This is a genomic window from Polaromonas sp. YR568, assembly GCF_943369675.1.
Lineage (GTDB): Bacteria > Pseudomonadota > Gammaproteobacteria > Burkholderiales > Burkholderiaceae_C > Polaromonas.
Window position 1 is genome coordinate 40,080 of sequence record NZ_CALROB020000003.1, and the last position, 12,438, is coordinate 52,517.

General features: G+C 66.2%; 10 protein-coding genes. All 10 read left to right on the plus strand.

The window, feature by feature from the left end; genetic code table 11:
- The first annotated feature begins 2 nt into the window (after positions 1-2).
- The 10 genes from ACLV8F_RS02190 to ACLV8F_RS02235 all read left to right on the plus strand — a co-directional run bounded on the left by ACLV8F_RS02190 (position 3) and on the right by ACLV8F_RS02235 (position 12,412).
- Positions 3-965: a LysR family transcriptional regulator gene (locus ACLV8F_RS02190; protein WP_411882605.1), complete on the plus strand. Its 963-nt coding sequence runs from the start codon at positions 3-5 to the stop codon at positions 963-965.
- Between the two features lie 94 nt (positions 966-1,059).
- On the plus strand, positions 1,060-1,989 hold the full coding sequence (gene glyQ / locus ACLV8F_RS02195; protein WP_411882606.1) for a glycine--tRNA ligase subunit alpha: 930 nt from the start codon (positions 1,060-1,062) through the stop codon (positions 1,987-1,989).
- Between the two features lie 11 nt (positions 1,990-2,000).
- Complete coding sequence (glyS, locus tag ACLV8F_RS02200; protein ID WP_411882607.1) at positions 2,001-4,103, plus strand: glycine--tRNA ligase subunit beta; 2,103 nt, start codon at positions 2,001-2,003, stop codon at positions 4,101-4,103.
- Positions 4,104-4,126: 23 nt separating this feature from the next.
- Positions 4,127-4,441 (plus strand): hypothetical protein, encoded by a 315-nt coding sequence (locus tag ACLV8F_RS02205; protein ID WP_411882608.1) that lies wholly within the window; start codon positions 4,127-4,129, stop codon positions 4,439-4,441.
- Between the two features lie 7 nt (positions 4,442-4,448).
- Positions 4,449-4,976: a DUF6036 family nucleotidyltransferase gene (locus tag ACLV8F_RS02210; RefSeq protein WP_411882609.1), complete on the plus strand. Its 528-nt coding sequence runs from the start codon at positions 4,449-4,451 to the stop codon at positions 4,974-4,976.
- Positions 4,973-5,545, plus strand: a complete 573-nt coding sequence (gene gmhB / locus ACLV8F_RS02215; protein ID WP_411882610.1) for a D-glycero-beta-D-manno-heptose 1,7-bisphosphate 7-phosphatase — start codon at positions 4,973-4,975, stop codon at positions 5,543-5,545. Before ACLV8F_RS02210 ends, gmhB begins: the two co-directional genes overlap by 4 nt.
- A gap of 70 nt (positions 5,546-5,615) precedes the next feature.
- On the plus strand, positions 5,616-6,371 hold the full coding sequence (locus ACLV8F_RS02220) for a lysophospholipid acyltransferase family protein (RefSeq protein WP_411882611.1): 756 nt from the start codon (positions 5,616-5,618) through the stop codon (positions 6,369-6,371).
- Between the two features lie 44 nt (positions 6,372-6,415).
- The gene (locus tag ACLV8F_RS02225) at positions 6,416-7,465 is read left to right on the plus strand and encodes a YgjP-like metallopeptidase domain-containing protein (RefSeq protein WP_411882612.1); all 1,050 of its coding nucleotides are present in this window, start codon (positions 6,416-6,418) and stop codon (positions 7,463-7,465) included.
- 162 nt (positions 7,466-7,627) lie between these two features.
- Positions 7,628-8,068: a response regulator gene (locus ACLV8F_RS02230; RefSeq protein WP_411882613.1), complete on the plus strand. Its 441-nt coding sequence runs from the start codon at positions 7,628-7,630 to the stop codon at positions 8,066-8,068.
- A 57-nt stretch (positions 8,069-8,125) separates the two neighbouring features.
- Positions 8,126-12,412, plus strand: coding sequence for a PAS domain S-box protein (locus tag ACLV8F_RS02235; protein WP_411882614.1), 4,287 nt, complete (start codon positions 8,126-8,128; stop codon positions 12,410-12,412).
- Positions 12,413-12,438: the final 26 nt, after the last annotated feature.

Below are 12,438 nucleotides of genomic sequence, written 5' to 3' on the forward strand. Positions count from 1 at the left end.
CCATGGATCGTTTACGCGCTTTTGAGGTGTTTGCCGCCGTCGTGGGGCGCGGTAGTTTCACGCGCGCGGCCGATGCGCTGGACACCTCGCCGGCCAACGTCACGCGCTACATCAACGACCTCGAGGCGCACCTGGGCACGCGCCTGCTCAACCGCAGCTCGCGCAAGCTCTCGCTCACCGAGAGCGGCGAGGCGCTCTACGAGCGCAGCAAGTCCATCCTCGAGGAAGTCGCCGACGCCGAAGCGCTGGCCTCCTCGGCCACCCTGCAGCCGCGCGGGCGCCTGCGCATCAACGCGCCCTTGAGCTTCGGCATACACCAGCTGGCGCCGCTGTGGCCGCGCTTCATGCAAAGCTATCCCGACGTGGAACTCGACGTCTCGCTCACCGACCGCCTGGTCGACATCGTGGAAGAGGGCTTCGACCTCGCCATCCGCATCTCGCGCGCCGGCCCCGCCACCCATGCGGCGCGCAAGCTGGCCGCCTCCAACAACATCGTCTGCGCGTCGCCCGCTTACCTCAAGCAGCACGGCGCGCCCCGGGTGCCCTCCGACCTGGAGGCGCACCGCTGCCTGGGCTACACCTATGCGGCCACCGCCAACGAGTGGCACTTTGTGGACGCAGAGGCGCGCCCGTACATGGTCAGGGTCAACTACGTCATGCATACCAACAACGGCGACACGGCGCGCCAGGCGGCGCTGGCCGGGCGGGGCATCATCTGGCAGCCGGCCTTCCTGGTCGGGGAAGATCTGCGCGAAGGGCGGCTGGTGCAGGTGCTGCCCGGCTACCGCATGCCCGACATCGACATACTCGCCGTCTACCCCAGCCGGCGCCACCTGAGCGCCAAAGTCCGCGTGATGGTCGACTTCCTGGTCGAAGCCTTCAAGGCCGCGCCGGCCTGGTACGTGCCGTCCGACGCGGCGCCGGCCACAGCCGCCCCGGCGCCTGCGCGCCGCCGCGTAAAATGAACCTTTTCATGAACGTCTTTGCGGAGCCGCCCGGTGCGGCCCCGCCCTCCCGGCGCCACAACTGGCGCCGCGCTTTTGCCCTCAACCCATTCCTATGCTCACTTTCCAGCAAATCATCCTGAAGCTGCAGTCCTATTGGGCCGACCAGGGCTGCGCGCTGCTGCAGCCCTATGACATGGAGGTCGGCGCCGGCACCTCGCACACCGCCACCTTTCTGCGCGCGCTCGGCCCCGAGCCCTGGAAAGCCGCCTATGTGCAGCCCAGCCGCCGCCCCAAGGACGGCCGCTACGGCGAGAACCCCAACCGCCTGCAGCATTACTACCAGTACCAGGTGGTCCTCAAGCCCGCTCCCGCCAACATCCTGGAGCTGTATCTCGGCTCTCTCGAGGCCCTGGGGTTCGATTTGAAGAAGAACGACATCCGATTCGTCGAGGACGATTGGGAAAATCCCACGCTGGGCGCCTGGGGCCTGGGCTGGGAAGTCTGGCTCAACGGCATGGAAGTCACGCAGTTCACCTACTTCCAGCAGGTCGGCGGCATCGACTGCAAGCCCGCCACCGGCGAAATCACCTACGGCCTGGAACGCCTGGCCATGTACCTGCAGGGCGTGGACAACGTCTACAACCTGACCTGGACCGAAGGACCCGACGGCTCCAGGCTGAGCTACGGCGACGTCTACAAACAAAACGAGGTCGAGCAATCGACCTACAACTTCGAGCACAGCGACGCCGACTTCCTGTTCACCGCCTTCACGGCGCATGAAAAGCAGGCCAAGCACCTGATCGAGGTGCAACTGGCCCTGCCGGCCTACGAGCAGGTGCTCAAGGCCGCGCACAGCTTCAATTTGCTGGACGCGCGCGGCGCCATCAGCGTGACCGAACGCGCCGCCTACATAGGCCGCATCCGCAACCTGGCCCGCGCCGTGGCGCAAAGCTATTACGAAAGCCGCGAGCGCCTGGGCTTCCCGATGGCGCCGCGTGAGTGGGTGGCACAAATGACTCCGATGACGAAGAAGGCTGCGTGAGAGCGATGACGATGACGACCCAAAACCTTCTCGTAGAACTGTTTGTCGAAGAACTGCCGCCCAAGGCGCTTAAAAAGCTCGGCGACGCGTTTGCCGGCGTGCTGTTCGAGCAGCTCAAGGCCCATGGCCTGACGGCTGCCGGTTCCGCACTCACCGCGTTTGCCTCGCCGCGCCGCCTGGCCGCGCACGTCACGGCGGTGGCCGGCCAGGCCGCCGACAAGGCTGTCTCGCAAAAACTCATGCCGGTGGCCGTGGGGCTGGATGCGTCCGGCAATGCCACGCCCGCGCTGCTCAAAAAGCTGCAGGCGCTGGGCACCGATGCATCGGCGGTGGCCGGCCTCAAGCGCGCGCCCGACGGCAAGGCCGAGGCGCTGTTCTATGACAGCACCGTCAAGGGTGCCTCGCTGGTTGAAGGTTTGCAGAAAGCCTTGCTCGAAGCTATTGCAAAACTCCCTATCGACAAGCGGATGACCTACCAGCTGGCCGACGGCTGGAGCGACGTGAAGTTTGTGCGCCCGGCTCACGGCCTGGTCGCGCTGCATGGCAGCGACGTGGTGGCCATTGAGGCGCTGGGCCTGAAGGCCGGCAACAGCACGCACGGCCATCGCTTTGAAGCGGCGGTGGACCCTGTCGTGCTGAAAGACGCCGACAGCTACGCTGCCACGTTGCGAAAAGACGGCGCCGTGATCGCCGGTTTTGCCGAACGCAAGGCCGAGATTGCCAGCCAGCTGGCGGCGGCCGCGGCCAAGGTCGGCGGCGGCGTCAAGGCGATTGAAGACGACGCCCTGCTCGACGAAGTGACCGCGCTGGTCGAACGCCCCAACGTGCTGGTCTGCGAATTCGAAAAAGAATTCCTGGGCGTGCCGCAGGAATGCCTGATCCTCACGATGAAGGCCAACCAGAAATACTTTCCGCTGCTCGATGCTGCCGGCAAGCTGACCAACCAATTTCTGGTCGTCAGCAACATCAGCCCCAGCGACGCGAGCGCCGTGATTGGCGGCAATGAGCGCGTGGTGCGCCCGCGCCTGGCCGACGCCAAGTTCTTCTTCGACCAGGACCGCAAGAAAACGCTGGCCTCGCGCGTCGAAGGCCTGGGCAAGGTGGTGTACCACAACAAGCTGGGCACGCAGGGCGAACGCACGCAGCGTGTGCGCGCGATTGCCGAGGCCGTCGCCAAGCGCCTGAATGCCAATGTGGCCGACGTGCAGCGCGCCGCCGAACTCGCCAAGACCGACCTGGTGACCGACATGGTCGGCGAGTTCCCCGAGCTGCAAGGCACCATGGGCCGCTACTACGCGCTCAACGACGGCCTCAGCGCCGACGTGGCCGATGCGATCGAAGACCACTACAAACCGCGCTTTGCCGGCGACGAACTGCCGCGCAACGATGTCGGCGTGATCGTCGCGCTGGCCGACAAGCTCGAAACCCTGGTCGGCATGTTCGGCATCGGCAACCTGCCGACCGGCGACAAGGACCCGTTTGCGCTGCGCCGCCATGCACTCGGCGTGATCCGCATGCTGGTTGAAAAAGACCTGCCCCTGGGCCTGGCCGAACTGGTCGAAAGCGCCCAGCCGGTGTTCGGCGACAAGATCCAGGATGCTTCCGCTGCCCTGGTGGATTTCATCTACGACCGCCTCGCCGGCTCCCTGCGCGAGCAGGGCTACAGCGCGCAAGAGGTGGACGCCGTGCTGGCGCTCAAACCCCAGCGCCTGGGCGACGTCGCCAAGCGCCTGGCGGCCGTGCGCGCTTTTGCCGCGTTGCCCGAAGCGCCCGCGCTTGCAGCCGCCAACAAGCGCGTCGGCAACATCCTGAAAAAAGCCGAAGGCACGGTTGACGCCGCCATCAAGCCTGAGCTGCTGCAGGAAGCCGCCGAGAAATCGCTTGCCGAAGCGCTCCAATCCGTCGTGCCCACGGCCGATGCGGCTTTCGCGGCGGGTGACTACGCCGCTTCCCTGCAGGCGTTGGCCGCTCTCAAGGCGCCTGTGGATGCATTTTTTGAAGGCGTGATGGTCAACGCCGAAGATCCCTCGCTGCGCGCCAATCGTCTTGGCTTGCTGGCGACCTTGCACCAGGCGATGAACCGCGTGGCCGATTTGTCCAGGTTGGCAAGCTGATCGTTCGGCTTGATAATTCACCCATGCCCTCCCAGCAGCAAATCGACGCCTTCACGCAGGTGTTTCACCGTGCCGCCATCCGGCGGCTTGCGGTCGCGCCCGCGTTGGTGACGCGTGCGCTCCAGACATTGCAGCGCTGGCAGGATCAGCGTGGCCCGGGTGCATCCGACCCCTACATGCAGGAGTGGCGGGTGTTGCTTGGCGGTGATTTATTCGAACTGGAACAACGTGTTTGTGCTGACGACGACCATGCCGCCACGTTGCGAAACACGTCTCCGCTGGGCTTCGTGCTGACGCCTGCGGAGCGCCATGCCTTGCGTACCCAGAGCATTGTTTGAGTTTCACATGCAGCGTAGTGAACTTGCCCATGTGCTGCGTGCCAGCTCAGCCATAGCCAATGAAACAAGCTTCGTCCTGATCGGCAGCCAGGCTGTTTTGCTGCTTCTGGATGAGCCGCCGCCCGAATTGCTGAGGTCTACCGAAATCGACCTGTACCCTTCGCTGCACCCTGAGAAAGCGGATCTGATTGATGGCGCCATCGGCGCCTTGTCCACTTTTCACGATACCTTCGGGTATCACGCGGACGGGGTCGGTCCCGAAACGGCCAGTTTGCCGGCGGACTGGATGACGCGCGCAGTACTGCGTTACGTGGGTGACGTGACCGCCATCTGCCCTGACCTGCACGACCTGACGGTTTCCAAGTGTGCGGCCGGGAGAAGCAAGGACGCTGATTTCGTCCGTATTTTGTTGGCGCACAAATTGGTGGTGTTGGACACCTTGATTGAGCGCATTGGTTTGCTCGACGCGTCCAGGCATGACCTGGCGCACATTACCCATTGGACTGAGCGCCGCGCACAGGAAGCTTCCGCATGAAACTCGTCATCCTCGACCGCGACGGCACCATCAACAGCGACAGCGACGACTTCGTCAAGACGCCGGACGAATGGTTGCCGCTGCCCGGTTCGCTGGAGGCGATTGCGCGGCTCAACCACGCGGGCTGGCATGTCGTGATCGCGTCCAACCAGTCGGGCCTGGGGCGCGGCCTGTTCGACGTGGCTTCGCTCAACGCCATGCACGCCAAGATGCACAAGATGCTGGCCGCCGTGGGCGGCCGCATCGACGCGGTGTTTTATTGCCCGCACAGCCCCGAGGAAAGCTGCACCTGCCGCAAGCCCTTGCCGGGCCTGTTCGAGCAGATAGGCGCGCGCTTCGGCGTGCAACTGGCGGGCGTGCCCACGGCCGGCGATTCGCTGCGCGACCTGCAGGCCGGCGCCGCGGCCGGCTGCGAGCCGCACCTGGTGCTCACCGGCAAGTCGGCGCGCTACCGCGGCGGCGGCCAGCCCGAAGGCCTGCCTCCGGGCACGCAGTTGCACGCCGATTTGCCGGCCTTCGCCGATTTCCTGCTGGAGCGCGGCGCCCGACCGCTGCCGGTGGCGATATAAACAGCGGGCGGGCACAGCGCCGGCCCGCCTTCCCAACCTGACCCGACAGCCGGAACCTGGAACCTCTCTCATGCCTTTCATCCGCTCCGTCCTGCACCTTCTGTGGATGTCCGTCACCATCATTCCGTGGGCCACCTTCGTGGTCATCGCGTCGCTCTTCGTCAGCAGCACCACCATGTACTGGATGTGCGCGGGCTGGCTGCGCGTGGCGGTCAAGGGCGGCACCTTCATCCTGGGCATCCAGAACCGGGTAACCGGCATGGAAAACCTGCCCACGGGCGAAACCAGCGCGGCCGTGCTGCTGCTCAAGCACCAGAGCACCTGGGAGACCCTGTGCATGCCCACGCTGATGCCGCACCCGCTGGCTTACGTCTTCAAGAAAGAGCTGCTCTACGTGCCCTTCTTCGGCTGGGCCATGGCGCGCATGGACATGATCCACATCGACCGCAGCCAGCGCTCGCAGGCCTTCAACAAGGTCGTGGTGCAGGGCAAGCGCCTGATGGCGCAGGGCACCTGGGTCATCATGTTCCCCGAGGGAACGCGCATCCCGCGCGGGCAGAAGGGCACCTACAAATCCGGCGGCACGCGCCTGGCCATCGAAACCGGCGCGCCGGTGATTCCCATCGCCGTGACCTCGGCCAAATGCTGGCCGCGCAAGGCCTTCGTCAAGACGCCGGGCATCGTCGATATCTCCATCGGCAAGCCCATCCCCAGCGCCGGCCGCCAGCCGGACGAGCTGATGCGCGAAGTGGAAGCCTGGATCGAGTCCGAAATGCACCGGCTGGATCCCGAGGCCTACGCGGCGCCGGCCGCGTCCAATTCCTGAATACCTGACAGCGCCCCACGCCAGCCCTGCCGCGCTAAACTGCCATGATGCAACGGCTTCTCCAGTTCACGCTCGACCTGTTTGATGCCCATCCCGCGCCGCCGGTGCCACTTTCCGGCAGTGCAGACCCGAAAAGCGGCAAGCCGCCCGCAAAACCCCGCGCCAAAAAACCGGTAACGCCAGTCCCGCGCCCGCAAGCGCTTGCCGACGCGCCCCCGGAGGCCGAATTCATCGGCCCGCAACTTCCCGCCCAAAGCCTGCAGCAGGCGCTGGCCCCGGCCACCTTCCGCCACCCGCGCGCCACGCGCGAAACCGTGCTGGACGGCATCCTGGTGGCCTACGAATTCCGCCGCGGCAAACGCAAGACCATCGGCTTTTCAGCCGGCGCCGAGGGCCTCACGGTGAGCGCGCCCAAATGGGTGCCGCTGTATGAGATCGACAAGGCCGTGCTGGAAAAATCCGGCTGGATACTCGCCAAGCTGCAGGAAACCCGTGCGCGCCACGAACGCATGGAGTCCGCGCGCATCGAGTGGAAGGACGGCACGACCCTGCCTTTCCTGGGCGACCCCGTGGTCGTGGTGATAGACCCGCGCCATGCTTTCGGCGGCGTGGGGGCCGAACTCAAGGCCCGCGCGCCCGCCATGCCCGAGGTGCTGCTGCAGGGCGCGGACGGCGCGGCCAACGACACCTTGCCCGGCGTGGCGCAGCTGACGCTGCATGTGGGCCTGCCCCACAACGCGTCGGCCGACCAGATCCGCGATGCGGTGCAGGCCTGGCTGATGCGCCAGGCCAAGCGCATTTTCATCGAGCGGCTCAACCATTTCGCGCCGCAGCTCGGCGTGCAGTGGCACAAGCTCAGCCTGTCCAGCGCCGGCACGCGCTGGGGCAGCGCCAGCGCCGACGGCTCCATCCGGCTGAACTGGCGGCTGGTGCATTTCAGGCAGTCCGTGATCGACTACGTGGTGGTGCATGAACTGAGCCACCTGCGTGTCATGGACCACAGCCCGCGCTTCTGGGACACGGTGCGCACCGTCGTGCCGGACTACGCCGAGTTGCGCGGTCAGCTCAAGGACGAAGCGATTCCCCGCTGGTAGCCTTGAGCGGCAAGCCCTTCGCAGGGGATGCCGCCGCGCAGGACAAACCCTTGTCCACTCGCAATTCAGCAAGTGGAAAGCGGCGTTACTTGTTAATATGACAAAAATACCAAAATTGCGAAAACCACCAGGGAATTGATGTCGTACTCCTTAAGCACCTCCATGAACGACAAGCTGATACTCGTAGTAGAAGACAATCCCGACCACCTTGAGTTGACGGTCTTGACGCTGGAAGAACAAGGCGTGACGGCCGAGATCGCGGTGGCGCGGGACGGCGTGCAGGCGCTCGAGTATCTCTTCGGGCAAGGAAGCCACGCGGGGCGCGACACGCAAAGGCAGCCCTCGTTCATCCTGCTCGACATGAAGCTGCCCAAGCTGTCGGGGCTGGACGTGCTGCGCAGCCTGCGCGCCAACCCGCTCACCGCGCTGGTGCCGGTCGTCATGCTGACGTCCTCCAGCGAGCGCTCCGACATCGTGGCGTGTTACCAGGCCGGCGCCAACGGCTTCGTTCGCAAGCCCGTCGATTTCGGCGACCTGACGGAAAAACTCCAGCGGCTCCAGGCCTATTGGCTGGACGTCAATGAATCCATCGCGGCCGGTTAATAGTTCAAGGACGCGGGGCGTCCCTATCATCCGGCGCGCTCCTGGAAGAGGGATGCGATGAAGGTCCCCATCACGCTGCGGACCCGACTGGTCATGCTGGTGCTGGCCGCGATTGTTCCTTTGTTCGGCCTGTCCATCTACAAGGCCGTCTACAACGCCGATGCCGCCGTCGGGCGGGCCATGGCCGACCTGCAGTTCGCAGGGTCGCTTGCCGCCTCCAACCAGCAGCAACTGGCCGAAACGGCGCGGCAGGTGCTCACGGCCATCATCCATGCGCCCGACCTGCGCGACATCAAAGGCGGCAGGAGCGCCCGCTGCGACCATTACCTGGCGGAGCTGAACCGGCAGCTTCCGCTGTACGCCAACCTGGGCATCGTGGCGGCCGACGGCCAGTCGATGTGCAACGGCCTTCCCGGCTCGCCGCTGGGTTACCTGGGCGACCGCGCCTATTTCCGCGACGCGGTGTCTCACCGCGGTTTCGTGGCCGGCGAATACATCGTGGGCCGCGCCTCTGGCAAGCCTTCCATCAGCTTCGCGCTGCCCCTGCTCGACAGCGAGGGGCGCGTCGTCATCGTGGCCTATGCCTCGGTCGACCTGGCCGAAATGGCGAAGTCGGCGGTGGAAATCCAGCTGCCGCCCGGCGCTGCGCTGGGCATCCACGACCGCAACGGCGTCTTGCTGGCCGGAAAACCGGCCCTGCCCATCCGCATCGGCCAGAAGGCCCGCAGCCCGGTGCTGCGGGAGGCCGTGAAGACCATGCGGGCGGGCACTGCCGACGGCCCGGACGCCCAGGGCCAGCGCCGGCTGTGGGCCTACATGCCCAGCAGCGCGCATGCCAACGAGGCTTTTTTTGTCGCGGTCAGTATGGACCACAACCTCGTGGTGGGCGACAGCCAGCGCCAGCTCGGGCTGGAACTGGCCGTGCTGACACTGCTGGCCTTGCTGGGCGCCTTGCTCGCCTGGTTGATAGGCGGGCGTGCCATCGTGGTTCCCACCCGCAAGATCCTGGACGCCACGCGGCAGATCCAGGACGGGCGGCTGGACGTGCGGATTGCGCTGGGCGCGTCCGACGACGGCGGGGAGTTCTACCGGATATCCGCCGGCTTCAACCGCATGGCCGATTCCCTGCAGAAGCACCGCGGCGCACTGGAGGCGGAACTCGCGAACAGCGAAGCCATCAAGCGCAAACTGCAGGACGCGCAGCGGCTGGGCCGCATCGGCTACTGGCAGCTCGACCTTCTCACCAGCGAAACATGGTGGTCCGACGAGGTCTATGACGTGCTGGGTGTCGGCAAGGCGCAGTTCTCGGGCAGCCGTGACGCCCTGCTGCAGTTGATCCATCCCGCCGACCGCGAGGAATTCAGGGTGAAGCGGGACGCCGCCGTCGAAGCCGGGCTGCCGCTGGACGCCGAGTTCCGCGTCATCACGGCCACCGGGGAAAAGCGCTGGGTTCACCTGGTGGGCCGCGCCCATGGCCGGGAGGACGGCCAGCCGGGGCAGGGGCCGCGCCGCTCCGGCGTGATCCAGGAAATCACCGACCGCAAGCGCGCCGAACTCGTGATCGCCCGCGGCACCGAGCTGCTCAACCGCACCGGCGAGCTGGCCCGGGTCGGCGGCTGGGAAATCCAGGTCGAGACCATGACGCCCTACTGGTCCGAAGAGATTTACCGCATCTATGAACTCGAACCCGGCGCCGTGCTGGGTGTCGGCGATGCGCTCAGGTTTTATGCGCCGGAAGCGCAGCCCATCGTCAGGGCCGCCGCCGAAGCCGCCTTCCGCAGCGCCACGCCCTGGGACCTCGAACTGCCGCTCATCACGGCCAAGGGCAGGCGCATCTGGGCCCGCACGCGGGGCCGCGCGTTGCAGCGCGACGGCAAGGTCGTCAGCCTGGTCGGCGTGCTGCAGGACATCACCGAGCAGCACGAGGCGCAGGAGCACCTGCGCCTGCTCGAGTCCTGCGTGTCCCGCCTCAACGACATCGTGCTCATCACCGAGGCCGAGCCCTTCGACCAGCCGGGCCCGCGCATCGTCTTCGTCAACGACGCGTTCGAGCGCCGCACCGGCTACACCCGCGAAGAGGTGTTGGGCCAGACGCCGCGCCTGCTGCAGGGCCCGAAGACGCAGCGCGCCGAACTCGACCGCATACGCGCCGCGCTGGAGAAATGGCAACCGGTGCGCGCCGAGCTCATCAACTACACCAAGAGCGGCGAGGAGTTCTGGGTGGACCTGGACATCGTCCCCATCGCCGACGCCAAGGGCTGGTACACGCACTGGGTGGCGGTGGAGCGCGACATCACGCAGCGCAAGCGCGCCGAGCAGGCGCTGGTCGACAGCGAGCAGCGCTACGCGGCCCTGTTTGAAATGGCGCCGGTGCCCATGTGGGTGTTCTCCGACGCCACGCGGCGCTTCCTCAACGTCAACAAGGCGGCGGTGGACAGCTATGGTTATTCGGCTGCCGAGTTCCGCGCCATGACCCTGTTCGACATCCGCCCCGACTCCGAGCACGCGCGCCTGGAGCGGCAGCTCGGCGAGGAGTCGCCCGAAAGAAAAGGCACCTGGCGGCACTGCCGCAAGGACGGTTCGATCTTCTCCGTCCACGCGGTGTCGCGGCCCATCCAGTACGGCGGCGTGCCGGCGCGGTTTGTGGTGGCCATGGACATCACGGCCCAGCTCAAGGCCGAGCGCGACGTGCAGGAACACCTCTTTACCCTGCAGCGCGCGGCCGACGCGGCCCAGGCCATCACCTGGCACCAGACGCTGGAGGGCACCATGCGCGAGGTGGCCGAGCAGGCCAGGGGCGTCATAGGCGCGCACCAGTCCAGCGTCAGCCTGACCCTGGGCGGCGACTGGAAGCAGGCCGTCAACGCGCTGTCCTTCTCCGACAAGTACGCCAAATACCGCGACCAGTTCGAGCCGCCCGACGGCACCGGCATCTACGCCATGGTCTGCCAGAACAACCGCTCCATGCGCATGACGCAGGCCGAGCTCGAAGCCCATCCGCGCTGGCGCGGCTTCGGCAGCTATGCCGGCAAGCACCCCGCCATGCGCGGCTGGCTGGCCGTGCCGCTGACCGGGCGCGACGGCCGCAACATCGGGCTGCTCCAGCTGTCCGACAAATACGAAGGCGAGTTCACCCAGCAGGACGAATATGTGGCGCTCGAGCTGGCCCAACTGGCTTCCATCGCCATTGAAAACGCCCGCCTGCTCGAGGAAGTCAGCCAGCTCAATACCGGGCTGGAGCAAAAAGTCGCCGAACGCACGCTGGCGCTGGAACGCCAGCAGGCGCTGTTCCGCGCGCTGGCCGAGCAGGCGCCCCAGGTGGTGTGGACCATCAGCCCCAACGGCGCGGCCACCTATTTCAACCGCGCCTGGTTCGACCTGGTGGGCGGCAAGCTCGAGGACTGGACCGGCACACAATGGTTTTCCGTCATCCACCCCGAGGACCTGCCCGACGTCAAGGCCAAGTGGCAGGCCGCCAAGGCCTCGCAATCACAGTACGACGGCATACGCCGCGTGCTGGCGCGCGACGGCAGCTCCCACACCATGTCCTATCGCGCCTCACCCGTGTTCGACGAACAGGGCCAGGTGGCGTTCTGGGTGGGCATTGATGCCGACATCACAGAAATCAAGGCCATTGAAGCGGCCCTGCGGCTGTCCAACCACGAGCTCGAGGCGTTTTCCTATTCCGTCTCGCACGACCTGCGCTCGCCGCTCAACACCGTCGACGGCTTCAGCCGCCTGCTGGCCAAGCAGCTGGGCAGCGAGGCCGGCGAGAAGGTCACCCATTACCTCGCGCGCATCCAGGCCGGCGTGGCGCAGATGGGGCAGCTGATTGAAGACCTGCTGTCCCTGGCGCAGGTCTCGCGCGCGCCCCTGAGCAGCAAGGTGGTGGACTTGTCGGCGCTGGCGCGCAGCATCGCCGACGAGTGCCAGGCGCGCGATCCCGAGCGCAAGGCCGTGGTGAAAATCGAAAAAGGCCTCAAGGCCCACGGCGACGACCGGCTGCTGCGGGTGGTCATGGAAAACCTGCTCGGCAATGCCTGGAAGTTCAGCTCCCATGAAACGCTGACCGAGATCACCGTCGGCCACACGCTCGACGCCGCGGGCCAGCCCGAGTTTTTCGTGCGCGACAACGGCGCCGGCTTCGACATGGCCTACGTCGACAAGCTGTTCAACCCCTTCCAGCGCCTGCATGCCGCGTCGGAATTTCCCGGCACCGGCATAGGCCTGGCGACCTCCAGCCGGGTCATCAAACGGCATGGGGGCCGGCTCTGGGCCGAGGCCGAGCCCGGCAAGGGCGCAACCTTCTTCTTCACCCTTCCCAAAACGCCAAATGCGTCGTAATGTGTCGTGTTGTGTCCTAATGTGTC